Genomic DNA, 22,973 nt, shown 5'->3' with positions numbered 1-22,973 from the left:
GCTCGATCATCCTCGACCGCAACGACGACGGGCGCAGCTTCGCGGTTTCCGGCGAATCCATTCCCACGGCCTTGGTTATCCGCGGCGGCACCTGCGACGCAGTACGAACCGACGTGCCCATCGGCACCCGCGACGGCCGACATCTCCACCTGCGGGTCGCCGCAAGGAATACGACCTCGATCCTTCTCCCGGCAAGTTCTCGCGCCGGTCTTACCAGATCCGCATCACCGGGCACGATCAGCAGTGGCTCTTCACAGCGGCAACCCCGCACTCCCACAGGCTCCTCCAAGGGCAGCGGTGCACCGGAAACAACGAAATCGGCGTGTTCACTGCCGACGACAAGAACAACGTCACGGTCGAATGGACGGAAGCTATTCGGGTAGCCGGGATGGTCGCCAACAAAGTCGATCCGACGCCTCTGACCTGCTCACTCGGATACGTTCTCGCAGCTTCCTTCGGTACCGGCGCACAGCTGATGCTGCCGGCGCTCTTCACCGCTGCCGCAGACATGCTTCCGTTCTAGGGCCCTGACCAGCAGTTAACTCACGCGAACCCGCACTCTGCCTCACCGGCAGATGCGGGTTCTTCCTTCATCTCGTCGCAGATTTCCGGAGAGAACAATGCAGCGCACCGCCGCGCACCTGACATCCACAACCGCATCCGACCCCGAGGTGAACGAATGAGCTTGACCCGAAAACAGATAGTGATCGTCGTGACCTCGCTCGGATTGGTTGTCGTCCTGGTGATCGGGGTAAACCTCGTCGCCTGCATCGTGAAACGGGTGCTGCCGACATACGCCGCGGTCGCCGAATCCAGCCAGGGACTGACCGACACGGACATGCAGTTCCCAGATAGCGAGTGCACGCCGGCCGAATGGCGCTCAGACATCGCCTACCAGGAACGGTATGCGGAAGGGGTGTTTGCCTGTCTGGACGAGATGTGGAGACCCGCTGTGGGCGGCGAACAGCTTGAGAGCGACCTTGTGGCACCTCACGTCGACATGCGCCTCGAAGGAGACGATGCACCCGCTGTCTGCGGGGGTGGCTCAGACGCGTACGGGGCTAGTTTCTATTGCGTCCGCAACCGCACCATCCGAATCTGGACGTACGAAGGTTTCAACGAACTCGACCTCGTCAGAGTTGCCACCCACGAATACGGCCATCACCTTCAAGAAGCGGGTCTTCTGGTTTGACGGGCTCGCTTGGCGACCCGGGGATGGGCTTGCGACGCTGGTCGCCGAGCGAGGCCTTGATCTCGTTTACGACTCTGGGGTCGCCCACTGCACCAGCTGGTATCTGCTGGATCAAGAGTTCACTCCGAAATCACTGATCGCAGATGGCGCCGAGGATCAGTTCGGCGTCAGCCTCGACCAGTTCACGGCAGTGTTCGCGGCTGCTGCGCCTTAGCGCGTCGCTCCGCTGGTGCGAAGCCAGATCAGGGTCGCGGCGCTCTAACTGCGGGCGAGCTCTGTCGGTCCACACCGTCCCCACCGGCGTGAGCACCGGCTCCAGCACAGCCCACACCTCATCCAGAAATCACCTGGTGAACCCAGCACGGCCGTATCCGATACAGCCCGTCGCAACCACAGAATCCGCACTCTGCCTCCCCGGCAGGGGCGGGTTCTTCCCTTTTTCTGTCCGTCACCGTCCCGGAAGACACACTGTCGCAGGCGATCCGCCGACAACAGTGGCAGGTCGCGGCAGCCGCGGTCGCGGCGATCGCGGTGGCGGCCGGGCTCGGCTGGCTGCTCGCCGGCCGTGCCGTGCGGCCCCTGCAACGGCTTGCTGCCGCCATGCGCACTGTCGGGGACGACCCGTCCAATGTGCTTGCGAACGTTCGGGGCGCCCGCGAGGCGGAGGAACTCTCCGACGCGATCACGGACATGCTCGGACGGATGCAGCAGGCGCGTAACCGAACCCAGGAGGCGCTCCGCTCGGCTCGCGACTTCGCGGCGGTGTCCGCTCACGAGCTGCGCACCCCGCTCACGTCGATGCGCACCGATCTCGAGGTGCTGGCGACGATGCCGCTCTCCGACGAGCAGCGCGCCGAGATCGTGCGTGATGTCCTGCTCACGCAGCGTGAGGTCGAGACGACGCTCACGGACCTCGAGCGTCTGGCGGTCGGTGAACTCTCCGACGTGGCCGACCATGAGGAGGTGGACCTCGTCGACCTTGCGGATCGCTGTGTGCAAGAGTCCGCGCGGCGGCTACCCGACCTGGAGATCGAACTGTGTGGCCCGGACGCGGTGACGGTGCGCGGGATTCCGTCGGGGCTGCGGCTGGTGCTCGACAATGCGATCACCAACGCGCTCCGTCACGGGCACGCCGAGCGGGTACGGATCACCCTCGCCGAGAACGGTGCTCACGGCGTCGCCGTCACGGTGGCGATGACGGTATCGGTATCCCCGAGTACGAGCGGGCGGGGATGTTCGTCAGGTTTACTCGGGGCTCGGCCGCGCAGGTCGAGGGTTCAGGGCTCGGTCTGGCGTTGATCGCTCAGCAGGCCGCGTTGCACGGCGGCACCGCCGGCCTGTCGGAGAGTCCGCTCGGGGGTACCCGACTGCGGCTTCGGCTGCCTCAACCCCCACACGTTCAGCTGGCTAGAGCGTGTCTGCTAATTACGGACGCGGTGATCGAGTCCGGACCGAGACACCAGGCCACCCAATCTCCGGACAGAAGATCAGTCGCTGGCACAGACGACCGTCGTCGCAGTTCGTGCAAGGTCACACGCACCCGCCAAGCTGACTCGCGTATGGTCGCCGGCACTTCGCAGCCGGCGGAAGGTCGTCGGCACTCCTGGTGGTTGCTTGTGTAGGTGCGTGCAGGGTTGCGTGCAAGGGGGTGTTTATGTGTGTTGAACTGGGATGATGACACGTTCCCCGGGGTGGTGTGTTCGTCGAGTTGGGTGCTGGCGGGTTTTGGGGCCCGGAGGTTTGGCGTTCGGCGGTGCGGTGGATGGCGCCTTTTCGGGTAGTTTGAATGTTGTTGTGTGGCATAAACTTTGGTCGTTCTGTTGCTGTACTATTGATTTTGGCTGTTGCGCAGCCGATTCTTCATCGAACCGAGTCCGACGCACGCCGTCGATCAATTCATCGGTGTCTTCGCACGCCTCATTCATCGCTCACCGTCGGAGGTTCTCAATGCTGAGATTGGTCAGTGCCTTGCGGAGTCGAGCCGTTCGAGGTACGGCATTACCAGGCGGAGTTGCAAGTCCATGCCTGTTCACGCGCGCCTATTACGGGTACTCCGGGACCGAGGCTCAACAAGCCCGCCCAAGTCTTGATCATTCTCCCGACTTTCAGTGGACCTGTTGGGTTCCAACCCGCTGTCAGGAAAGGAGAAAGAGTATGTCTGTCGTAATTCGTCACCACGCACCCGGCATGACTGCCGATCAGTACTCGGCGATCGCGGAGGTCACCCTGGACGAGCTCCAGTCGGCGAAGGGGTTCGTCGCTCACTACGCATTTCTCGAAGGCGACAGCCTCACCGTCTCCGAGATCTGGGACAGCCAGGCCGATCACGACGCCTTCTTCGACGAACACATCAAGCCGAAGCTCCCCCAGGAGATACCCACACCGGCTGTGTTCGAGGTCCTCAACGCCACCACCGCCAGGACCATGGTCGGCGGGGCCGCACACACCGCCAAACATGCCGCCGGGATGCTCGGAGGAGCAGCTGGCGACGCGTGGTCCTGGACACGCGGCAAGCTAGGAGAGCTGACGCACAGGCCGGAGAAGGCAGAAGCAAAGACCGGGTCACAACCCGAGATCACGGCCACCCTCGAGCCGGAGGCATTGCCCGCGACGGGAGACATCGCCGGGAAGTCGGCCGCGAAGCCGACGCCGACCGCACCCGCACAATCGACGCCGACCGCACCCGCACAATCGACGCCGACCGCACCCGCACAATCGACGCCATCGGAGGTGCCGCCCGCAAAAGGAGGCGACACCGGCAGTGCCGACGACACCTCCGCATAGCAGTGCACCCTGATCGCCGCGCCGGGCGCCCGCAGGCGGTGTGGGGTGGCCCCCGGCGGGCGGGCCACGTGCGACGGCGCCGAACGCGACGAGTCCGGCCACAAGCAGGGCCGGAAGGGAATCACGAGCAGGACCCGGAACCGGGTGGACGGCATCCGAGGAGCCGATCGGGCCGACGGCTACTTCGAGTGGCAGAAGAAGGAACACGGCAAAGCAAAAACTCCCTACTTCCTGCACGGGAATGGGGTCCTCGCGATGGCCGGCCTCTACGAACTGTGGCCCAATCCCGATCTCCCGGAGGATGATCCGAACAAATGGCTGTGGACGACAACAGTTTTGACTAGACCAGGGTGCTCTCGGGCACGTACGTGACCGATCGCCGGTCATCCTCCCGGAAACTTTCTGGGAACACTGGCTCGACCCCGCGGTGGCCAGCCTCGAAGACGTTGACGCGCTGCTGAATTCGGTTCCCGAGCCGCACCTCGAACCCTACGAGGTCGGAACCGCGGTTAACTCGCCCGGCAACAACACCCCGGAGCTTCTCAATCCGGTCTGACCGCAGTTTCTCGTTCGGCGCCGGAGATCCGGCACCGTGATCGGGGGAGGGGGCGTGTCGTTTCCTATGGTCAATGCACATTTCTTGGCGGTATTGGGTGGTAGTCGGACTATCGCCAGCGGTGACGGCGCAGTTCCAATTGGGGTGCGGGTGAACTCTGCATGTTGTGTGTCACGTCCCGTAACAGATGTCGGCTCTGCGAAGTTTGCCCGAAATGCAGCCCGCTGCCGTGCCGAACGATGTCTTGGTCGGTAGGGCTGGATTCGCAGCCACCGCAGAGGCCTTCACCCCGGCCGACGCGCAGCGCACCGCAAGACGGGCGGGGAAAGGTGTCTCTCATCGCTAGGGCTCAAGAGGTTGGGGGCTTTCTGCTGTTCGGGATCTGCTCAGTCGCGTCTTGACTTTGTCACGCGACGTGATATAGTTAGAACCGGAAAGGTGCGCACATGGACCCGCCGAACTGGACCGAGATCATCGGACTTCTCACCGTCCTGCTGGGATGGGCGGAATTCATCCGAAGGCTCTTGGAAGCCCGAAAGCGCCCCAAGCGGAAACGCAAAAAGCGCAGGTAGGAAAGGGAACCTGCCCGAAGGTAGCGGGCAGGTTCCCCTCCACAGTTTCCCACACACGGAAGGGTCGGATGATGACGAAACAAGACAAGACCAGCCTGACAATCTTCGCGCTCGTCGCTGCCGCACTCGCTATCACGCACCAGCCGTGGCAGTACTGGGCACTCGCCGGCGTCGCTGCCGCCGGCACCGCTGCAGTGTCATTGCGGACGCACTGTGCCTGAGCGATACCTCTCGACCACGGAGGTTGCCGAGCGGTTGGGAGTGGATCGCTCGGCGATCAGTCATTACAAGATGCCCGAGCCCGATGCGTTCATCGGGAAGACGCGGGGCTGGCTGCCGAAGACCATCGACGCATGGAATGCGAGCCGCCCCGGCCAAGGGGCGAGAACGGATCTGCGGTCGAGATGAACTGATCCGGAATGGGCGGAGGCGAGCGAACACGCTCGCACAAGGCAAATCGCGACCCAAAAAATGCCCTGGCGGTGCGCAAACACCGCCAGGGCTGACAGCCACAGAACGGACCCGCAGCCATGAGTAATCCTATCGACGTACCAGCCGTCTCCACATCTGGAACCGCGAACCTGGATCAGCATCCCAGAGCAGTGGTGACCCGAGAGAAAATTCTTCTCGAATCGGCCAGGGTTTTCGACGCCAGCGGATACAGCGCCGCGAGCCTCAGTGCGATCATCGCCACGAGCTATCTCACCAAAGGTGCTGTGTTCTATCACTTCCCGTCCAAAGAGGCTATCGCCCAGCATCTCGTTCAGGGCTGGTCGCTCGCTGTTGCGACCGCGTTCTCCGCGGCCGCTGCGACCGGTGAATCCGCTACCACGCAGCTGCGTACCGCGTTCACCGCCCTCGCCAACTCCGTCGAGGGCGATCAAACTATCCGCGCCGGAATGAAACTCACCCTTGACCCATCCATCGAGGGCGCGCACGAGTCGCACCGAAGCTGGATCGATACCACCAGCGACCTCGTGGACCAGGGCATCGAATCCGGCGCGATCAGAGACACAGCGGCCAGTCACCGCCTCGCATGGAATCTGTGCGCAGGATTCACCGGAGCAGTCCACAGCGTCGAGATCCTGCGTGAGGATCTCGACCTCGCCACTCGCACCTCGGACATGCTCTCCTCGTATCTGACGAATGCAACGCCCACCGCACACGATCGAGGACTCGCATGACCGACACCACCGATTACAGCCCTGACCACCTCACGGATTCTGCGTGCCGCGCCCGTGAACTCGCCGCAGTCATCGGCCGCGAGGAAGTGGCAGCGCACGCGCAGTTGTCGGCGATGCTCGATTCCCTCGAGAAGGCGCGTGCCGCGATCACCGACGTTCGCGGCACGCTTCGGGCGCTGTACGCGAGGCCCACCGCGTCGCCGGAGGTCGAGACTTTCCTCGCCGTCGAAGCCGACGACCAGGACATAGTCGCCCACCTCGCCGATGCAGCTCGCAGTCTTCGGGCGGCCCATGCGATTGTGCGTGCGCATCGTGACACCCTCACCTACCGCATGTGACGTGATGTCCTGGATCAAGCGCAATGCGCTGTCGAGTCTCGTGCGTCAGGTTGTCGCGAGGGGTGCGACACCGCGGGAGCCGCCACGTTCGCGCGCACGCAAGATTCGGCACCAGCGGTGACCGTCACGCATGCGACTGCACATGCCCAACCCCGAAGCGTCGTGCGGTGTGTCAGCGTGGACTGGCGGTGTGCGAGGAACTTGATCCGCTGCAAGGAGATATCCGATGAGCCGTAGCCGCCTGATTCCATTGTTTGGCGCCGCCATTGTGCTCTGCACTCTCGGCGGTGTCCTGATCGACGTTCCTGGTGCCGCCATCGCCGGATGGTCGGTTGCCGTCCTCCTCGGGATCACATGGCTGGTTGTCGAACTGACTCGGCGGCTCGATCAGCGTCAATAGTCGCCAGCCGATCTCCGTCAACGCGTTGGGTGGGCGCCTGAATCATCAATAGTGCTGGTGCCCAGTACATTTCCGGACATAGGGTGTGTTGCCAAACAGGTATCGGTGCCACGCTGGTTACCATGTATCGCATGAGTATGCCCGGTTTTCCGCGTATCACCTCCGTGGACGAGGACGGGTTCATATGCCTCGTCGCCGCAGGCCATTACGACGGATTCGTCGGTACAGACTGGGAGTTGGACGAGCTCCTGACGCGGTTCGCCGAACAGATGAGCCGCGGTGCACTGTTCGTCGCCTACGCGGGCCCCGATGCCGCGGGCGGAGAGCTGCGAATCGTCGCGGAGGGGTCGTCGCAGCGGGCCGAGCGGGAAGCGGCAGGAGTGATCGACGCGGCCGACGGCGTCTGGTTGACTGACTACACGCAACTCACGATGGCCGCGCAGTTCGACGATGAACGACCGGAGACCGACGATCCCGACTCCCGACTCTCTGTCCCCGCAGGACGGTATCGGATCCTGCTCCGCGAGTTCGCATCCGACGACGACCCGGTCTTCGAGCTCGTTGTCTCTCCGGCCGGTGTTGACGACACGGTGGCGCACGCCGAGGTCCCGTGGTTTGAGTAGGAACCGCAGTGCCCGCCGAAAAGTGCTGACCTGCGCGCCGCCCCGAGCACTCGACGATCGCTCCCGGAGAGTGTCGCGAAAGGTCGGTGGTGAGCCAGTGCGGGATGGCGGCGAGGCAGTGGTCGGAGTGGTAGTTGCGGGCATTCTTGTCTGAGCGCATTGCGATCCCGCGCCACTACTCGAGCGCCTATGAAGGCACTGTCACGTTGGTCGAAAAGCCTAGCAGCGACACCTTTTTGGGACAGGCTGTTACGGGACACCGCCGGGCCGTTCACTTTCAGGCGGCAACATTGGTCGCGGTGACTTCCTGCCAGACCGCGAACCGGTCGGCCATCTCGGTGCGCCATTTGAGTGCTGTGAGCCGGTGTCGGCCGGGTCGGAAATGCGGTGAGATGCCCGAAGGCGGACAGGAATCGTTGCGCGTGTGCGACCGATGTGAAGCGTTTAATAGCGCGCTCGCGCTGTCGGGTCGGTTGATGGGAATTCTCGGCCCGGTTGTTCAAGTACCTGGACCGGCGATGCTCGACAGAGGCCAGCATCTCGCGGTGCGCCACCTGGTAGCTGCCGAGCTTGTCGGTGATGATCACCCGCGGCACGTACCTCAGCCCCTTGAGCAGCTTGCGGAAGAATCGTTTGGCGGCGTTGCCGTTTCGGCGGGACTGGACCAGCACGTCGAGCACGTTGCCATGCTGTCCGACCGCCCGTCACAGGTAGTGCTGGGTGCCGTTGATGCGGATGAAGACCTCGTCGAGATGCCATGTGTCACCGGGTTGTGGGCGTCGGCGGCGCAGCTGGTTGGCGTAGGTCTGCCCGAACTTGGCGCACCACCGCCGGATCGTCTCGTAGCTGGCCAGGACACCGCGTTCGAGCATGAGTTCCTCAACCTCACGGAAGCTGAGCGGAAACCGGAAGTACACCCACACGCAGTGATTGATGATCTCGACAGGGTAGCGGTGGCCCTTGTACGACGGCATTGCGGTGCTCACCGCACCGATTCTTCGACTTCAACAACGTGACAGCGCCTCGCGGCCATGGCGTTTAACCTCACTCGTGCCGCCGCCACCGTCACGGGTCATCGATTGGCGAAGGTGACCACCGCCACGATTCGCCGGACTCCGATCACGGTTCTTGCCCGGATAGCTTCTTCGGCTCGGCGCCTGAAACTGCATCTTCGCACTGATTGGCCGTGGGAAACGGCATGGACCGAACTGTTCACTTGAGTCTGCGGACCGCCGAACCAGGTACACCCCTGACCGCCCAGCCGGAGACGGCGCGATCGAAGCAAAATCCGTGGAGCACTCCGACGAGGTGGTCGGAAGATCATTCATGCCTGCATGCCGAATCCGCCACCGCACGCCGGAAACAACTTTCTATCAAGGCGAGTCGGTGGATCGGGGCTTAGCGGACTGCGTCCGTCGCCGGAGGCCACCAACCCTGGTAGACCGGGCTTCTGCCATCCCCTTGGAGCGCGTCCCATCGGTCAGCCCACGCGGCACGGGTCGTGGTTGGCGGCCACGTGCTGCCTCGGAGCTCGAGAGGGAGGAGAGGGTCGTCTCGCAATGCCCGTTCGAGTGCGTCGGCGAGGTGCAGCTGGCGCACGACGTTGGGTGTCGTGGTGTCAGCGGCGTCTTGCCGGAGGGCCTCGTCGATGGCCGTGTAGGCGGTGACGGTGTGGTCGTGGGGCCAGAGGGTCTCGGCGATCGCGAGGGGATCGGTGGTCCCTTGGATGGCGAGGTCGGCGGTGGTCGCGGTCGACAGGTACGGACCCGCGTCCACGCGCAACGCGTCGATGAGGTCGTGAGGGCTGACGTAGAGGCCGGTCGAGATGGCGACGGCGCCCAGGTCGCAGAGCTCGCGGCGTAGTGTGTCCCGCACCGTCCGGTCGCGCTCGGGGATGCTCACGGCGATCAGGCGCCAGCAGCCATCCCACGGCGCATCCCCGGCGTCTTGAGCGAAGGCGAGAGTGAGGCTCTGCCGGTCGCGCTGCAGGCGATGGCGCCCGGCGCTGGTGAGACTGAGGGTGCCCGCTCGACCCCGCCCGTGCTGTTCGGCGTTGCCGCTGGCGATTAGGCGACGGATCGCCAGACGCACCGGCTGGTCGGCGATCCCTGCGAGATTGGCGGTGTCGTAGATGTCGGCCAGCAGAGCTTCGCCAGAGACTGGCAGGAATGCCTCGATGACGGTTCGCGGAGCGATCTGGCGCGTCATTGGTCGACCGCGAGTTCCATCGTGGTGTAACCGTCGAAGCCGTACACCGGTGAGAACGGGCCGAGAGTCCCGCGATCCACCGGTACGAAGCCTTGTCGTTCGTAGAGGGCGCGCGCTCGAGGGTTGCCATCGACCACCGAGAGCCGGACGGCGCGCGCGCCGTCCCTCCGAGCGTGCTCGGAGGTTGCACCCAGCAGTGCTGTCCCGACGCCGAGGCCACGCGCGGCGCGGTCGACACAGATGCCGTCGAGCACGAGCGAGCCCGGGTGGGTTGACCGCGACAGCACGGACAGGACGAGGCTTGCGCGCAGGGCTGCTGGGACCGACAGCGTCCGTCGCAGGCGAGTCCATCTGAGGTCTGCCGCCCCAGTGCCAGCATCGTAGAAGCCGCAGACCCCGAGGACATCGTCACCACGGCGAGCGACGAACATGTGGTCACGGCGCAACGCAGCCCGGACGACCGCGATCCCGGTCGGCTCGTCGACGAATCCCGGCCGGAGCTTGCGTCCGAAGGCCTCCCAATACAAGGAGGCGACACAGCCGCGTTCGTCCTCGGTGAAGCCGCAGCTGATGGTCACGTCATTCATGACACAAACCTATCGCATAGACTACGAACGTGCAGATTAAGAAACGTAGGCGACCAGCGTTCGTCGTCGTCCTCGCTCTCATCACAGTCGCCGCGCTCGTCACCGGCATCGCTCTCGTCGGCAACAGCTTCCGCTTCAGCCAGGAGCCCGTCACGATCCCCGGTCCTGACGGAGACCTTGCCGGCATCCTGACGCTCCCGGACGAGGGGGCGGCGCGAGGCCTCGTGGTGATGGTCCACGGCGACGGGCCGGTCGAGGCGACCCAGGGCGGCCTCTACGCTCCATGGTTCGAGGGCGCGGCCGACGCGGGCTTCGCCACGCTCTCGTGGAGCAAGCCCGGCATCGGCGGATCGGACGGGGACTGGCTGTCGCAGTCGATGGATGATCGAGCAGCCGAGGTCTCTGCGGTTCTCGACTGGGCCCAGCGCAGCGACGATGTCCCGACCGACACGATCGTGCTATGGGGCGCGAGCCAGGCCGGATGGGTGCTCCCCAAGATCACCAGCGCTCGTGAGGACATCGACGGCGTCGTGGCCGTCGGGACAGCGATCGGCTGGCTCGGTCAAGGCCGGTTCAACCTCCTCGCTCAGCTCGAGCACGACGACGCGGACGCGCAGGAGCGAGAGAGCGCCATAGCGGAGAGTGACCAGACGCGCGGACTTCTCAAGCGCAGGGCGTCGTACGAGGAGTACCTCGCGTCGACGACCAGCTCCGATCCGATGACCGCAGATCGCTGGGGCTTCGTCCTGCGGAACTTCGACGCCGACGCGACCGAAGACCTGATCGCCTCAGCCTCTCGCGCGATCCCCGTGCATCTGATGGCAGGCACGCACGACCGCAACGTCGACGTCGCGGAGACCGAGAACACCTACCGGTCGATCTTCGGGCCGTCCCTCACCGTCACACACGTCGACGGTGCGCACTCCCTAGCCCGCCCAGTCATGGAGGACAACGACGCCATCGGCCTCCTCACCGGCATCATCTGGCCTCAAGCCCTTCTTGCCCCCGGGGCCATCGACGACTACAGCGCATTCCTCTCTGGAGTCCGGCGCTGATGCAGATCCATGAACGACCGTCCATGAGACACCTGCACCGGTGTCAGTGTCAGAAGTCGACTGCACGATGTACTGGGCGAACGGCACTGTCACGTTGTTGAACGCGGCAACCGGGGAGAACGTGGCGTGACCACCCCAATGCTGTCGTGCAAAGGTCACCGCGACCCGGTCGAGATCATCAATCACTGCGTGTGGTTGTACTTTCGGTTCCCGCTCAGTTTCCGTGAGGTCGAGGAACTTATGCTCGAACGCGGTCTGGTCTACGCGAAAGGTGATGCCGAACCCCGCAGCATTGACATCATCGGGGCAGACATCACTATCTACTGTCATGCTCTCGATCTCGCATTACTGCTAGCCGATTTGTTGACCTCGATCGATGTGCTCATCGACGGGATCGTCGGGCGGCTCGACACCGCCACCAATTAGTGAGTGCATCAAGCCTGTGATGTATGCCCACCCCGCGTACCGTTCTCGGTCTACGACGCAGTCGCACACCTTCGGGCTGCGCAGGTGTCGACCCGCACGGCCAAGTGCTAATTCAATGTTTGGTGAATTATGTACTCGGAGTGAGGAATTCCGGTGCCTGCGGGTCGGATACATCGTTCGTGCCGCATGAGGTCTTCTCCAGCTGCGGTCGCCGCCGGTGAAGGAGCTACTGCGGTGTGGGCATCTTGAGGATTTCGTCGAACTGGCCGTCGCCCGTGCCCGAGTACATCGTCAGCGAGACGTCGGGAATCTTGTCTGCGCCGCTGCGGAAGGCAGCGAGAGCATTCCGAGCACCCTTCGAGCCCTTGTCGCTGCCGTAACAGGAGTCGATCGCTGCCGGCGGGGTGTACCGGCCTCCGAACTCGTCGTCGCCGCAGATCCATGTCTGCCGGGCACTCCACCAGCGTTCGAGGGCCTGCTCGTGTGCGACGGCGGCAGGCACCTCCACTCCGATGATCTGGACCCTCGTGTATTCGGCGGCCGCGAGTTCGCCCATGATCCTGAGCCCGTGGCCGGGCCATGAGAGGGTGCCCTCGATCAGAATGTTCTCGCGGCGGCTGAGACAGAGTTCACGGATGGTGTCGATCAGCATGGTCGACTCGTTGTGCACCAGAGCCGCCAGCTCGGCGGGGGCCAGAGGATGCTCGTCGGTGAGGGTGTGGTCGAGCAGATCGTCGTAGATGCGGTCTTCGAGCGCTTGCCGGATCAGGTAGTTCTTGATCACGTCTGCGTCCAGCCGTCGATACCCTTGCAGATCGGCGATCTGTTGGGTGAGCAGCGTTGACTTACCCGCACCGGGTGGGCCGGCGGTAATCACTGCAGACCGGCCCTCCTGGAGCGGCGTGTCGACGTCCTCGAGGTATCGGTCGATCACCGCCCGGCGGAAGTTGAGTCGCTGCATCGATGCTGCGTAGCGGATCGTGGTGTTCAGCGGTGAGGAGGTGTCCAACGGTCCGCCGGGCGCCGACATGTCGGCGAGTTGCTTGGCGACGGCGTCGCGGGACGAAACATCAAGGGAAGCACTGTCGTTCACTTGTCGCGTGCTGCCCGCTCGAGCGCATCCTTGTTCCGCTCCATCAGTTGGGACACCTCGTCCGCGGTCAGTAGACGGCGGTAGTACGCGCGCTCGATGTCGTCCCAGCTGCCCCGTTCGTAGGCGTCCGTCGAGGTGCCGTCGATTGTCGGGATGTGCCCGAACGTGTAGTCCCAGCTCAACAGTTGGTTCATCATTTCTTCGGTGCGGATCTGCCCGGCGGCTCGTTGGTCGATAATGTCCGCGGGCCTCGCATCGAGAGCCTTCGGGTCCGCTGTGGCCTTCTGGAGTAGACGGTGCACCGTGCTCTGCGAGACGTCGAGGTGCTTTTCGATCTCTCGGTGGACCATGCCTACACGCTGAGCTTGCGCCACTGCCTTCAGTAGCGCGCGGTTGTCCAGACGTAGCCGCGCGGCGACTCCGTCGAGTTCTACCGCCACCTGTTCCCGGCTGAGATTCATGGTGCTCATACGTCCCACCTTTCTTGATTCAAAATGAACCAACAAGTTCAGGGTATCCGCCCGTGTCCTCGGCGTCCACAGCGGAGTAGGGGCCTCGGCTGTCGGCGACCCACGTCGTGGTCCGGGACCTGTTGTCGAGGAGTTGAAGACACAGGATCTGGTCCGTGGCCGACCCTCCACCTATGGTCGCGCGTGGCGTGACGTGTCATGGCGGTCATATCACCGGCGGATCTGAATCGTGCTGGCCTCTTGGCTGAGTCCCGACGTTTGCGAGGGTTGAGGAGTTGAACCTGGATCACCGCCGGATCCCCGTCGCCGCGAATTCTCTGCACCGCGTCACTATGGAGGAACCGGAACAAACCCGTGCGGAGCAGTTTCGTCGGGTGTTTGATCCAGCAGATGTACCGGTTAGCCGACGTGCAAGCCGCTGTTGTAGCGATTCCGCAGCGGATTCCTGTGATCAAGTGCCGGCAAGGACGTTCGATGGGCAATGCTGTACCGCAGCCAGGTTCAGTGTTGCGGGTTGCTGCGTCGGCGAGTTTTCGCGGCGCTTGTGCGTTGAGGTCGTCGAGGTTTTGTGGTTGACCGGCGGGGTGAGGTTACGGCTGGCATGGTGCGGAGGCGGGCGTTGACGATGCAGTAGTCGGCGTAGGTGTCGATGAGGAAGTCGGTGTCGTTGAGTCTGCGTGCGAAGGCGAATATCCAGGTTTCGAGTTTTCCCGCGCGATTGCCGCTGGCGTCGTTCTTGGAATCTCGCCATGCTTGTTTAGCGTCGATGTAGTGGTCGCGCATGGTTTCGGTGACGGAATTGCGGCGGCTTTCGCTCCACATCGACCAGTCGACGACGAGGCGGTGTGCCCGCGACAGGCGCCCCTGTTCACTGTCCCAATCGCCGGCGCTCAGCGTGATGACAAGTTGGTGGAGGTTGGCGTAGTCCGGCTCGGCTTTCCAGAGAAGAGGGCCGTACACGATGGCGTGCGGTTGCTGTCCGGATTCCAAGAGTCCATTGGTGCTCAGTTGGAGGAAAGCATCGGCATAGGGAATGTCGACGGTCTGCTGCCCCGAGTACAAGGCGGGCAATTCGAGAGTTCGGCTGTCGAGGTGGTGACGGTAGTGGACGTAATGCGCGCAGATCGGCCGGATTGTCGCGACTTGACTGCGCCGTGGTCCTTTGCTGGCGCTCGGTGCGGACTGCGTGGTCGTATGGGGGCGGCTGCTCATGCTGGAGCGCTCAGGTCGATCGGCGTTGCTGTCTACGCGTTCACGTTCGACGGCGCGCACGAGTCGGGCCGGATAGGTGGATGCAGGTGGAAGTGCGCTCTTCGCGGTAAGTAGTTCACCGTTCTGCATGAGCTTTTCGGTTTGTCCTGCGGCGCAGTCAGTCTGGTGTGAGACGCCAGTGTCGGAGCGGAAGTGGGGGTGGAGTTGGTACCGCCCGTTCGGGCTTTTCGGGTTTACACCGACTGCGACCATGATTGCAGGGAACCCACATTTACAGAAGTGTGGACCGAACGAGTCCCGGGGTGTCCGGACCGCATCAGGTCATCGAGGTCGGAGGCCCATTCATCGCGTTCGGTTCGGGTGCTGTGTGCGTAGTCCACAGTGCCCGAGGTTATCCGACGGATTGTTCGGTCGGTGGCTTGCTGTCTCCGTGTCGCGGTGTCATGACGAAGGTTTGTTTGTGCGGTGATCCGGGGTTTGCCGGGGATGGCTCGGTAGGAGCCTCTGCAGGCGGTCAAGGGTGCGGGGCCGAGTCGCCGAGAGCAAGGTCGACATGTGCCCCGCCACCGATATGGGCGTGGGTGGCGGATCGACACCCTCCCGCTCACATGCGGGATTCATCCGCCGGCGAGCCACCGATCCCGCGGCGCCACACAGGTTTCGGAATGAGTCCGCTGGTGGTACGTGTGAACGATAAAATCGCCGATCGCCGCGTCGAGCTGCGCAAGGACAGTGTCGGGGCGGTCACCGTTTTGTCGTATGTTCCGTCCTGGACGTGTCAGGCAACGAACCGCTGAATGCGGCAGCGAGACGGGGACGATTCGTCTGTGTTCTTCGGCTCACGATGTATGGAAACTCCTGGTGGTTGAGCACGCCGCCACAGGTCCGCCCTCGAGCCGGCGCTCACTTCCCTTGGGATGCTGCCATTTTCGTGTAGCGAAGCTCCCGACATTCTGGGATTTTTTGGAGAGTTGAGAGTTTTCGTTGTTCGTGGAACTCCCCGACACGATGGCGGGGATGTGCTCTTCTCGGTGAGGCGTGGGCACCGTGAAGCCGAGGTGGAAGCAGTGCGTAAACCTTTGTTGCCCCGCCGACGGTCTGGGGGATGTCGCATCGGCGGGGCCGGGCGCCGCAACCCGGGGTTGGGTCGGGAATGCGGCGGCGCCGAAGTGGAAACGTACGGGATCACGTCTCGTAGTACCAGTTTGTGTCGAGTTACATCTACTCGAGGATCTCAAATTGCTTCTGGGCGATGTGCAGGCTGCGGACACTATGCGCGGCGCGGGGTCTGCGTGCAGGTCGCCTGATCTACGCGACAGGCGACCCTCGAACCCTGTGGATGGGCTGCGAAAAAACATCGACGAAGGGAACGCGAACCGTCCGAGCGATGGAGTCCGGGCGGATCTCGCGACGTACCATCATGGGTGCGCGTTCACGTTTGCCGGCCCGGGCGCGCACGGCCCACCGGACTGGCACCTTGGGTTCCAGCGGTCGTCGCAACACCCGATGTTTTGGGAGTGCAACGACCGTGGCTCATGTGGGAGAAGGACCGTCCGGGAAGCGGTTGTACACGCACTCCGAAAAGGACCAATTCTTTCGGGAATTGGATCGGGTCGGCAGTGTGACTACAGCCGCCCGATCGTTGAGCTTCAAGCGGTCGGTGTGCGCGCAGTGGGCTCGCAGGCGTGGCCTGAGCAGTAAGCGAGCGCGGCACAAGGGCTACGAGGAGTTCCTCCGTCTACGCACGGAGGGAGTCACTCGCCGAGAAGCGGCGGTGGCGGTGGGGGTGCATTTACGGACGGCGAAGGATTGGGATCGAGGGATCCGAAAGGTGGGGAACTCGAGGATCTACCCGGATGGACGCAAGGTCGACTACACACGCGGTGTGACCATTGTGAACTTTTCGCCCGGCGGATCCGAGACCATCCCGTACCCGGCAGTGACGGTTGCCCAGCTGGAGGCACGGGTTTCGGCTCGGTATCTGTCGTTGCAGGAGCGTGAGACGATCCGTGACATGGTCTCCTCAGGATGGTCGATGCGGGCGATCGCAGTGGCGTTGGGGCGGGCGCCGTCGACGGTCAGCCGAGAGATCGCCCGCAACAGCAATCCAATGCACGGCGGTTATCAACCGTATGCAGCGCAGCGCGCTACCGTCGCTCGCAGGCCACGACCGAAGACTCGCAGATTCGTCGAATCCGAGCCCTTGCGACGCTATGTGCAGGAAAGCTTCTCGTTCGCTGGTCTCCGGAACAAATCAGCAAGACTCTGATCAAGGAATTTCCCGATGATCAGGAGATGCGGGTGGCCCACGAAACGATCTATCAGAGTCTGTATTTGCAGGGACGCGGCGGGCTGCGTCGGGAAATCACTACGGCGCTACGAACTGGCAGAGCCCGACGGAAGACCCATCGATCGACGCAGAAGCGAACGCCGAGGTTTGTGGATCCGATGATCATGATCTCCGAACGGCCGCCGGAAATCGAAGACAGGGCCGTACCGGGGCACTGGGAATCTCAACGCTGTTGTCAAGCAACGAGAGACCGGGCGGCGGGGCCGGGTTCCTGGTAGGTGGTGTGGTCGCGGAGCATGGCCCAGATGACGTTGATGCGGCGGCGAGCGAGCGCGATGAGAGCCTGTTTGTGCGACTTCCCTTCGCTCCGTTTCCTGTCGTAGAACGCCCTGGACGCCGGACTGTTCTTCAGGCTGGAGAGCGCAGCGAGATAACAGGTTCGGAGCAGTCTGCGATTGAAGCGACGGGGTCGGTGGAGGTTGCCGCTGATCCGTCCGGAGTCCCGTGGGACCGGCGCCAGGCCGGCGACGGCAGCGAGCCGGTCGACGGTGTCGAAGCCGTCCAGGTTGCCGCCGATGTTCGCGAGAAACGTCGCAGCGAGCACGGGCCCGAACCCGGGCAGGCTCAACAGGACCTCGGCGCTCTCGTGGCGGGTGAATCGTTCGGTGATCTGAGCATCGAGGTCGGCCAGTTCGTGGTCGATCACCGTGATCTCAGCCGCTAGTTTCGTGACCAACACGGATCCCGTCGCCTGGGTCGCCAGCACCGTGCGCTGCGCGCCTGCAGCATCGACGGCTTTCTGCGCGACGGCGGCACTGTTGCGGCAGCCACGATTCTTCAACCAAGCGGTGAGTCTGACAATTCCGATGCGGCGCAACCCATCCGGCGTCAGATAGCCGGAGAGCAACGTCAGGGCTGCCTTGCTCTTGGAGTAGTCGAAGGCCCGCTCGAGCGACGGGAAGTACTCCAAGAGGGTGCCGCGGAGTCGGTTGATCGCGCGGACCCGGTCACAGATCAGATCGGTGCGGCGGGCGGTGAGCAGTCGTAGGTCGACGCTGATCTGGTCCGCTCCGCGGACGGGCTGCAGTTCGGTGCGCATCCGTGCTTGATCGGCGATGATCCGGGCATCTTTTGCGTCGATCTTACCGTTGCCGCGGTAGGTGGCTGCGGCGTGGCGCACGATCCATCCCGGAATGTAGAGCAACTGCTGGGAGTGGGCGGCGAGCAAGGCGATCAGTAGTGCCGCGCCGCCGGAGTTGAGATCCGTTGCCCAGCACACGTTGTCGCCGTCTGCAATCCCTACGACTGTTTCGACGAGATCGAGCAGCACGGTTTCGTCGTTCTCCACGCGTTTGGACAACAAGACCGTTCCGCTCTGATCGATCACGACGCAATGGTGCGTCCACTTGCCCGAGTCGATTCCTGCCCACACTTGCGACATGGCGGGTTCCGCCCCTTCGCTCCGTTCCTTCTTTTGTTGGCCCTGTCGATAACCACGCCGGCACGTCCTTACCCAACGATCGATGTCGTAAGTCTCAATCAGCGGTCGAGTTATCGGCGGGTAGCGGGCGGCCATTCCCAGTGAGCCGTCCAACGCGGCAGGGCGATCTGTGCCATACCCGCTGCCCGAGGGTGATTCGAACATTACGACAGTCCGAAATCACCCACTACAACAACGTAAGGAAGGAGATTTGATCACCGGCGCCTTCAACCGGTCAGCGATCGCCACGCTCGTCGAACGCACCTCCCGCTACGTCATGCTCGTCCACATCCCGGAGGAACACAGTGCGGAAATAGTCCGAGACGGACTGATCGCGACGATGGGGACATTGCCCGAACATCTATGCGGGTCGTTGACGTGGGATCAAGGTGTGGAGATGGCCAACCACAAATCTTTCAGCATCTCCACCGGCATGGACGTCTACTTCTGCGATCCCGCCAGCCCTTGGCAACGAGGCTCGAACGAGAACACCAACGGCCTACTGCGCCAATACTTTCCGAAGAGAACAGACCTCTCCGTCCACGGTCCTGAGGATCTCGAACGCGTTGCCCAAGAACTTAACGGGCGACCACGAAAAACGCTCGACTGGGATACCCCAGCCGAGCGTTTACGTGATCTACTACTTCCGGCGAAACAAATCACCAGTGTTGCGACGACCGCTGGAATCCAAGCACTCACACTCACGCCGGTGGGCCACCTCATCTCCCTCGGCTACATTCATCTCGATCTTGACCTCGTCACCACGGCCTGTAGCGTTCTCGAAAACCGTAGTCCGAGAGGGAAATCGGGAACAAAGTGGTGTGTTGGTCGCCATGGCAGGGTGACCATCTCTCGATCCCGCACGGCGGGACAGCCACGACATCCCTTCCATCAGGGAACGAGGACTGCCAGGTTTCGATCCGGTCTGCGGTGTGAAGAGTCTTTTTGCTGCTCAGCCCGCGCAGTCCCGACAGAGCAACTGATCCGAGGTGGGGTCTGCGCGGCGGCTGCGGTGATGGACGAGAAAACAACTGATGCAGGTGAACTCGTCCGACTGCTTCGGTAGTACTCGTACCGTGAATTCCTCACCGGAGAGGTCCGACCCGGGAAGATCGAAGGATTCGGCCGCGTCCGGTTCGTCGATGTCGACGACTGCGGATTGGGTTTCGTTGCGTCCGGTGGTCAATTGGGCCAACGAATCGTCTGTTACTTCGTCGGCTTCGGTGCGTCGTGGTGCGTCGTGGTCGGTTGCCATGGTTCCTTCGGATGATGTGTCGTGTTCCGGTCCGATCGGTGTCGGTCCGGGACACGTGCGGTGCAGGTGTTTGCGGCATCGGGGTTGGTCGCGTACTTGTATGCCACCTCGTGTGCCTGGCCTGAGACGGTACCCCGGGCCGTGGTGCCGCTACCGATGTGGCGCTTGCAAGGGAACCAACCGATGCGCGCCGCAACCTGAGGGCTCCGGGGGTGGTGAAATCGCATCGACGGGATGTGCTCAGTTGGTCAGAGGTTCCACAGCTCGAGTAGTGCAGTCCGGATGGACACAGAGCGGACGTAGTGGTCGGTCCGCAACCTCGGAGCGGGGTGTCCGAGGTCGGCGAGATGCTTCTCGGCGACGTTAAGCGAGAGTGGGGGTAGGTCGGCGCGGATGCGCAGGAAAACCAGCACCGCGCCGCCGGACCGTGGGATGCGGGTGGGTTCGGAGGTTACGAGGGCCGGTGGGTAGATCCATTCGTTGTCGGCGGAGACGAGGACGATCATGTCGCCGGGGATGATGCTGCTGGGTTTGCCCAGGCGTAGCGATTGGAGTTGGTACTTCGCTACCGGTCCGGAGGTGGTCCGCGACGGTTGCTGCTCGTGGATTAGGTGTTGTTCGGTGGGGTTGGGCTGGTAGTCGACGACGTGCTTGACGAACATCCGTGTGACTGGTGTGGGGAGGAACTCGTTGTCGGGGTTGTGGATTCGGCCGGTGATGCCAGGGATGGGTACGGCGCGGCCGATCGCCCATTCGCGAGCGGCGTTGTCGATGAATGCGTGGTCGACTTCGGTGAGGTCGTAGAGGCCGTCGATGAACTTCCGGGTGTCGGCGATGATCGGGGGGTCGTCGGTGATGATGACGGCGTCGTCGGCGAAGGTGGAGTTGACGGTTGCGTTCGCGGAGCCGATCACTGCTCGCCGGTTCGTGGCGATAACTTTCGCGTGCAGGGTCGGGCAGGAGAGGACTCGGACGCCTTTGCCGAGGTAGTGGGCGAGGGCGGCGGGGGAGGTGGCGTGTGCTCGGATCGCGGCTGCGCCCGCGTTGACGACCAGGACGTCCCCGGCGCGCAGAGGAAGTAGTTCGGGTGCATCCTGGCCGAGGTAGGCGATCGCTGCGTGGCGTGGGCCTCGGGTGCGGATGGCGCGGGTGATGTGTGGCCACGGGTTGGGTCCGTGGAAGGTGGTGCCCATGGGGTGGAACGGTAGTCGGGTATGTGGCCGGCTTTGTCGACTTGGTTGCGATATCGATCTATTGAGTCTGTGGCGGGTCGTGTGCTGACGGCGGTTGTTGCGCTCTCTACGGCTCTCTAGGGGGCGGCGCGGAGATGGTGGAAACTGACAAAGTGATGCATATAATCCGAAATGCCCCGCTCATCCTCACGCGCCGAGCAGGAAGCCGTCCGCCCCATGCGCACCGGTCGCTTCGCTGACGACATCCGGCGCGCAGTGACCGAGTCTCGAAGCTGCCGAAGAGAATGAGATTGTCGCTGCCGATCGGGATCAGCCGAGTCGTCTTGGCCCGGATTCGCGGCCAAAGCAGGGACATACAGTGTGGGCAAAACGTTCGTACTCCATATCTCCTGCACGGGGTGTGGTCGTGGCAATGCGTTGACCTGCTGAGACCAACACCGCGAGAAAACGGAGACTTGTGTGTTGGGGTAGACCCACCGGCGCGAAACTTGTGACCGCGGCGCGCCGGTGGGTGCGCATCGATCCGACGCGACGCGCTTTCCCTGCCGTCCACCTCCGGCGAGTGACAGCCGGTAGGCGGATAATGTGCGGCGGGCTTCACGCCCGTGAATTCTCCGCCGCGACAGTGATGTATCCGATTGCTTCGAATCCGAAACGTCTGCTCGAGAAGTGTCGAGTCGGGACGTTGATGCGCTGCCGGATTGGCAGACTCGCTCGCCGGTTCCGCGAAACGAAACGCCGCGCAGAATCACAACAGTGATTCGGAGCAGCGGTGATCGGTGCAGTGCAGTGACGACCCGTCCTGTTCTCGTGCGCGGCTCCTGCGTTGTTCTCCGAGCTGCTGGTCGCTGCCTTCTGCCGAGTACACGCATGGCTGTTCGCATCCATGCGTGCGTAGATGCGAACAAAAATGCATGTATGGATGAATGAGGTGATACCGAGCCGCAGGGCGGTGTCGTGGTCGAGGACAGCGCAGACCGGAACTGTCAACGCTATCCGCCGATTTGTTCGAAGCGACCAGCCGCAACATCGAACGACATACTAAAAAGAAGAAGATGAAGGCCGTGATCGGATGGGGTCATCGGCACAGGCTGGCCAGGAGTTCCTCGGCAACGAGTCGAACCTTCTTGTTGCTCTCTTGCGATGTCTCGACCAGCATCCTGAACGCTGTCTCGGAGTCGACGGCGTGCACCGCCATCAACACGCCTTTAGCCTGGTCGATAACCGCTCGTGAATCGAGCGCACGTTCGAGTTGGAGCGCGAAATTACGGGCACCGCGATAGCGTTCGACGCTCATGATCGCGTATCCAGCCGCCGTGGTGAACAGATTCGTCAAAGCTACCTCCGCTCTGGCGAATCCGTCCGATCGAGTGCCGTATAAGTTGACGGCGCCGGTGCGCACTCCCATCTCGAGTGGGGGTAGGGGGACCGACAGGAAACTCACGACGCCGTATGTCTTCGCTTCGGCAGCCAATCCCGGCCATCGCTGCGCCGCTGCGTCCTGATCGGCTACGACGACCTCGAATTTTTCGACTGCCTCCAGGCATGGCCCTACACCGGCGAGGTATTGGAGTTCGTCGATCGCTCTGACTGTTGGCGAGGTGAGTGCCGCTGTCGACGGGTTTCCGTCACGGTCGAAGACTGTCACTCCTGCCATGTCGGCGTCGTCGACGAGTTCGACCGCGTGTTGACAGAGTTTGTTCAGGTACGTTTCGACGTGGTCGGTGGGGTTGAGGGTGCGGTACAGGTCTTGTAGGGCTTGGGTGGCGGCGTCGAGTGGAGGAAACCAGTCGTTGTCGTTCGACGGGTTATCGGCGACATCCATTTCACACCTCGCGAGGCTTCCGGGGAGACCTCGCATGCGAAGGTGGTGGGCGATCCGGATCTCCAGTTATGTGTATCGAATTCCCGAGAGTGACTAGTCGAAACGCATGGCGTGGGGTTCGCCGGCGTCGAGGTATGGAGGTATGTCAGTGCGGATGGCGGTGAACGGTGCGCACTGGGTGGCCGCTGACCAGGTATCGCGAACCGCACGTTATGCGATCGGCTTGCTGC

The 22,973-nt window shown here is 63.1% G+C and carries 24 protein-coding genes and 5 pseudogenes; 18 read left to right on the top strand and 11 right to left on the bottom strand.

Translation table 11 applies throughout. The features are described from left to right. Positions 1 to 322 precede the first annotated feature (322 nt). Positions 323 to 523, top strand: a complete 201-nt coding sequence (locus BDB13_RS28905) for a hypothetical protein (protein ID WP_094275481.1) — start codon at positions 323 to 325, stop codon at positions 521 to 523. A gap of 156 nt (positions 524 to 679) precedes the next feature. Continuing rightward, positions 680 to 1,192 carry a hypothetical protein gene (locus BDB13_RS28900; RefSeq protein ID WP_094275480.1) on the top strand — a complete coding sequence of 171 codons (513 nt, stop codon included), beginning with the start codon at positions 680 to 682 and terminating at the stop codon, positions 1,190 to 1,192. A gap of 130 nt (positions 1,193 to 1,322) precedes the next feature. Here the strand turns inward: BDB13_RS28900 and BDB13_RS32425 are convergent, their stop codons facing one another. Then, positions 1,323 to 1,514, bottom strand: a complete 192-nt coding sequence (locus tag BDB13_RS32425; protein WP_094275479.1) for a hypothetical protein — start codon at positions 1,512 to 1,514, stop codon at positions 1,323 to 1,325. A 209-nt stretch (positions 1,515 to 1,723) separates the two neighbouring features. On the opposite strand from BDB13_RS32425, the gene BDB13_RS32420 reads away from it, so the two are divergent. The 11 genes and pseudogenes from BDB13_RS32420 to BDB13_RS28860 all read left to right on the top strand — a co-directional run bounded on the left by BDB13_RS32420 (position 1,724) and on the right by BDB13_RS28860 (position 7,649). After that, the gene (locus tag BDB13_RS32420; RefSeq protein WP_176459785.1) at positions 1,724 to 2,491 is read left to right on the top strand and encodes a sensor histidine kinase; all 768 of its coding nucleotides are present in this window, start codon (positions 1,724 to 1,726) and stop codon (positions 2,489 to 2,491) included. Then, positions 2,425 to 2,814: an ATP-binding protein gene (locus BDB13_RS33680; RefSeq protein WP_176459784.1), complete on the top strand. Its 390-nt coding sequence runs from the start codon at positions 2,425 to 2,427 to the stop codon at positions 2,812 to 2,814. Before BDB13_RS32420 ends, BDB13_RS33680 begins: the two co-directional genes overlap by 67 nt. Positions 2,815 to 3,346: 532 nt before the next feature. Next, a complete protein-coding gene (locus BDB13_RS28885) occupies positions 3,347 to 3,976 on the top strand; it encodes a hypothetical protein (RefSeq protein ID WP_094275478.1) in 630 nt (209 codons plus the stop codon). Between the two features lie 171 nt (positions 3,977 to 4,147). Beyond that, positions 4,148 to 4,532: pseudogene (locus BDB13_RS28880) on the top strand (SOS response-associated peptidase); the annotation flags it as partial. Positions 4,533 to 4,978: 446 nt separating this feature from the next. After that, complete coding sequence (locus BDB13_RS33270; RefSeq protein ID WP_254923102.1) at positions 4,979 to 5,104, top strand: hypothetical protein; 126 nt, start codon at positions 4,979 to 4,981, stop codon at positions 5,102 to 5,104. Between the two features lie 68 nt (positions 5,105 to 5,172). Further along, positions 5,173 to 5,325 (top strand): hypothetical protein, encoded by a 153-nt coding sequence (locus tag BDB13_RS32410; RefSeq protein ID WP_176459783.1) that lies wholly within the window; start codon positions 5,173 to 5,175, stop codon positions 5,323 to 5,325. After that, the gene (locus BDB13_RS28875) at positions 5,318 to 5,512 is read left to right on the top strand and encodes a helix-turn-helix transcriptional regulator (protein ID WP_094275477.1); all 195 of its coding nucleotides are present in this window, start codon (positions 5,318 to 5,320) and stop codon (positions 5,510 to 5,512) included. Before BDB13_RS32410 ends, BDB13_RS28875 begins: the two co-directional genes overlap by 8 nt. 122 nt (positions 5,513 to 5,634) lie before the next feature. Beyond that, the gene (locus BDB13_RS28870; RefSeq protein ID WP_094275476.1) at positions 5,635 to 6,288 is read left to right on the top strand and encodes a TetR/AcrR family transcriptional regulator; all 654 of its coding nucleotides are present in this window, start codon (positions 5,635 to 5,637) and stop codon (positions 6,286 to 6,288) included. Next, positions 6,285 to 6,626 carry a hypothetical protein gene (locus tag BDB13_RS28865; RefSeq protein WP_094275475.1) on the top strand — a complete coding sequence of 114 codons (342 nt, stop codon included), beginning with the start codon at positions 6,285 to 6,287 and terminating at the stop codon, positions 6,624 to 6,626. The genes BDB13_RS28870 and BDB13_RS28865 overlap by 4 nt, the downstream gene beginning before the upstream one ends. A 226-nt stretch (positions 6,627 to 6,852) precedes the next feature. Further along, entirely contained in the window at positions 6,853 to 7,026 is a 174-nt protein-coding gene (locus BDB13_RS32405; protein WP_169637014.1) for a hypothetical protein, read from the top strand. Positions 7,027 to 7,157: 131 nt separating this feature from the next. Then, a complete protein-coding gene (locus BDB13_RS28860) occupies positions 7,158 to 7,649 on the top strand; it encodes a hypothetical protein (protein WP_141210746.1) in 492 nt (163 codons plus the stop codon). A 277-nt stretch (positions 7,650 to 7,926) separates the two neighbouring features. Here BDB13_RS28860 and BDB13_RS28855 read toward each other — a convergent pair. Further along, positions 7,927 to 8,623: pseudogene (locus BDB13_RS28855) on the bottom strand (IS6 family transposase). Between the two features lie 48 nt (positions 8,624 to 8,671). On the opposite strand from BDB13_RS28855, the pseudogene BDB13_RS28850 reads away from it, so the two are divergent. Beyond that, positions 8,672 to 8,869: pseudogene (locus BDB13_RS28850) on the top strand (IS1380 family transposase); the annotation flags it as partial. A 178-nt stretch (positions 8,870 to 9,047) separates the two neighbouring features. Here the strand turns inward: BDB13_RS28850 and BDB13_RS28845 are convergent. Together BDB13_RS28845 and BDB13_RS28840 are read right to left on the bottom strand one after the other, a co-directional pair. Further along, the gene (locus BDB13_RS28845; protein WP_094275473.1) at positions 9,048 to 9,857 is read right to left on the bottom strand and encodes a PaaX family transcriptional regulator; all 810 of its coding nucleotides are present in this window, start codon (positions 9,855 to 9,857) and stop codon (positions 9,048 to 9,050) included. Then, the gene (locus tag BDB13_RS28840; RefSeq protein WP_094275472.1) at positions 9,854 to 10,444 is read right to left on the bottom strand and encodes a GNAT family N-acetyltransferase; all 591 of its coding nucleotides are present in this window, start codon (positions 10,442 to 10,444) and stop codon (positions 9,854 to 9,856) included. The genes BDB13_RS28845 and BDB13_RS28840 overlap by 4 nt, the downstream gene beginning before the upstream one ends. 29 nt (positions 10,445 to 10,473) lie before the next feature. On the opposite strand from BDB13_RS28840, the gene BDB13_RS28835 reads away from it, so the two are divergent. Next, a complete protein-coding gene (locus BDB13_RS28835; protein ID WP_176459782.1) occupies positions 10,474 to 11,499 on the top strand; it encodes an alpha/beta hydrolase family protein in 1,026 nt (341 codons plus the stop codon). 138 nt (positions 11,500 to 11,637) lie between these two features. After that, positions 11,638 to 11,757 (top strand): annotated as a pseudogene (locus tag BDB13_RS28830) (IS6 family transposase); the annotation flags it as partial. Positions 11,758 to 12,151: 394 nt separating this feature from the next. Here the strand turns inward: BDB13_RS28830 and BDB13_RS28825 are convergent. The 3 genes from BDB13_RS28825 to BDB13_RS28815 all read right to left on the bottom strand — a co-directional run bounded on the left by BDB13_RS28825 (position 12,152) and on the right by BDB13_RS28815 (position 14,952). After that, positions 12,152 to 13,018, bottom strand: coding sequence for a zeta toxin family protein (locus BDB13_RS28825; RefSeq protein WP_094275471.1), 867 nt, complete (start codon positions 13,016 to 13,018; stop codon positions 12,152 to 12,154). Beyond that, a complete protein-coding gene (locus BDB13_RS33265) occupies positions 13,015 to 13,488 on the bottom strand; it encodes a winged helix-turn-helix domain-containing protein (protein ID WP_254923101.1) in 474 nt (157 codons plus the stop codon). The genes BDB13_RS28825 and BDB13_RS33265 overlap by 4 nt, the downstream gene beginning before the upstream one ends. A gap of 501 nt (positions 13,489 to 13,989) precedes the next feature. After that, positions 13,990 to 14,952 carry a hypothetical protein gene (locus BDB13_RS28815; protein ID WP_141210745.1) on the bottom strand — a complete coding sequence of 321 codons (963 nt, stop codon included), beginning with the start codon at positions 14,950 to 14,952 and terminating at the stop codon, positions 13,990 to 13,992. 1,369 nt (positions 14,953 to 16,321) lie between these two features. On the opposite strand from BDB13_RS28815, the gene BDB13_RS33860 reads away from it, so the two are divergent. Then, on the top strand, positions 16,322 to 16,969 hold the full coding sequence (locus tag BDB13_RS33860) for a helix-turn-helix domain-containing protein (RefSeq protein WP_176459781.1): 648 nt from the start codon (positions 16,322 to 16,324) through the stop codon (positions 16,967 to 16,969). A gap of 256 nt (positions 16,970 to 17,225) precedes the next feature. Here the strand turns inward: BDB13_RS33860 and BDB13_RS28800 are convergent, their stop codons facing one another. Continuing rightward, positions 17,226 to 18,431, bottom strand: a complete 1,206-nt coding sequence (locus tag BDB13_RS28800) for an IS110 family transposase (RefSeq protein WP_094275467.1) — start codon at positions 18,429 to 18,431, stop codon at positions 17,226 to 17,228. A 241-nt stretch (positions 18,432 to 18,672) separates the two neighbouring features. Between BDB13_RS28800 and BDB13_RS28795 the strand changes: the two are divergent. Continuing rightward, positions 18,673 to 19,113, top strand: a pseudogene (locus BDB13_RS28795) (IS30 family transposase); the annotation flags it as partial. A 309-nt stretch (positions 19,114 to 19,422) separates the two neighbouring features. Here BDB13_RS28795 and BDB13_RS28790 read toward each other — a convergent pair. The 3 genes from BDB13_RS28790 to BDB13_RS28775 all read right to left on the bottom strand — a co-directional run bounded on the left by BDB13_RS28790 (position 19,423) and on the right by BDB13_RS28775 (position 22,743). Next, positions 19,423 to 19,725 carry a DUF4193 domain-containing protein gene (locus BDB13_RS28790; protein ID WP_094275466.1) on the bottom strand — a complete coding sequence of 101 codons (303 nt, stop codon included), beginning with the start codon at positions 19,723 to 19,725 and terminating at the stop codon, positions 19,423 to 19,425. A 248-nt stretch (positions 19,726 to 19,973) separates the two neighbouring features. Then, positions 19,974 to 20,918, bottom strand: coding sequence for a phospholipase D family protein (locus BDB13_RS28785; protein ID WP_094275465.1), 945 nt, complete (start codon positions 20,916 to 20,918; stop codon positions 19,974 to 19,976). 1,078 nt (positions 20,919 to 21,996) lie between these two features. Then, positions 21,997 to 22,743 (bottom strand): GAF and ANTAR domain-containing protein, encoded by a 747-nt coding sequence (locus BDB13_RS28775; protein WP_176459780.1) that lies wholly within the window; start codon positions 22,741 to 22,743, stop codon positions 21,997 to 21,999. Positions 22,744 to 22,973 lie beyond the last annotated feature (230 nt).

The sequence above is a fragment of the Rhodococcus sp. OK302 genome (assembly GCF_002245895.1).
In the GTDB taxonomy this organism is placed as follows: domain Bacteria; phylum Actinomycetota; class Actinomycetes; order Mycobacteriales; family Mycobacteriaceae; genus Rhodococcus_F.
The sequence above is the reverse complement of the archived record's forward strand: the minus strand, read 5'-3'. Positions and strand labels throughout refer to the sequence as shown.

Bases quoted from the DNA above. Each gene is read 5' to 3' on its own strand.
- BDB13_RS28900 (WP_094275480.1), top strand. From the start codon at position 680: ATGAGCTTGACCCGAAAACAGATAGTGATCGTCGTGACCTCGCTCGGA.
- BDB13_RS33680 (WP_176459784.1), top strand. From the start codon at position 2,425: ATGTTCGTCAGGTTTACTCGGGGCTCGGCCGCGCAGGTCGAGGGTTCA.
- BDB13_RS28885 (WP_094275478.1), top strand. From the start codon at position 3,347: ATGTCTGTCGTAATTCGTCACCACGCACCCGGCATGACTGCCGATCAG.
- BDB13_RS33270 (WP_254923102.1), top strand. From the start codon at position 4,979: ATGGACCCGCCGAACTGGACCGAGATCATCGGACTTCTCACCGTCCTG.
- BDB13_RS32410 (WP_176459783.1), top strand. From the start codon at position 5,173: ATGATGACGAAACAAGACAAGACCAGCCTGACAATCTTCGCGCTCGTC.
- BDB13_RS28870 (WP_094275476.1), top strand. From the start codon at position 5,635: ATGAGTAATCCTATCGACGTACCAGCCGTCTCCACATCTGGAACCGCG.
- BDB13_RS28865 (WP_094275475.1), top strand. From the start codon at position 6,285: ATGACCGACACCACCGATTACAGCCCTGACCACCTCACGGATTCTGCG.
- BDB13_RS32405 (WP_169637014.1), top strand. From the start codon at position 6,853: ATGAGCCGTAGCCGCCTGATTCCATTGTTTGGCGCCGCCATTGTGCTC.
- BDB13_RS28860 (WP_141210746.1), top strand. From the start codon at position 7,158: ATGAGTATGCCCGGTTTTCCGCGTATCACCTCCGTGGACGAGGACGGG.
- BDB13_RS28845 (WP_094275473.1), bottom strand. From the start codon at position 9,857: ATGACGCGCCAGATCGCTCCGCGAACCGTCATCGAGGCATTCCTGCCA.
- BDB13_RS28840 (WP_094275472.1), bottom strand. From the start codon at position 10,444: ATGAATGACGTGACCATCAGCTGCGGCTTCACCGAGGACGAACGCGGC.
- BDB13_RS33265 (WP_254923101.1), bottom strand. From the start codon at position 13,488: ATGAGCACCATGAATCTCAGCCGGGAACAGGTGGCGGTAGAACTCGAC.
- BDB13_RS28815 (WP_141210745.1), bottom strand. From the start codon at position 14,952: ATGGTCGCAGTCGGTGTAAACCCGAAAAGCCCGAACGGGCGGTACCAA.
- BDB13_RS28800 (WP_094275467.1), bottom strand. From the start codon at position 18,431: ATGTCGCAAGTGTGGGCAGGAATCGACTCGGGCAAGTGGACGCACCAT.
- BDB13_RS28790 (WP_094275466.1), bottom strand. From the start codon at position 19,725: ATGGCAACCGACCACGACGCACCACGACGCACCGAAGCCGACGAAGTA.
- BDB13_RS28785 (WP_094275465.1), bottom strand. From the start codon at position 20,918: ATGGGCACCACCTTCCACGGACCCAACCCGTGGCCACACATCACCCGC.
- BDB13_RS28775 (WP_176459780.1), bottom strand. From the start codon at position 22,743: ATGGATGTCGCCGATAACCCGTCGAACGACAACGACTGGTTTCCTCCA.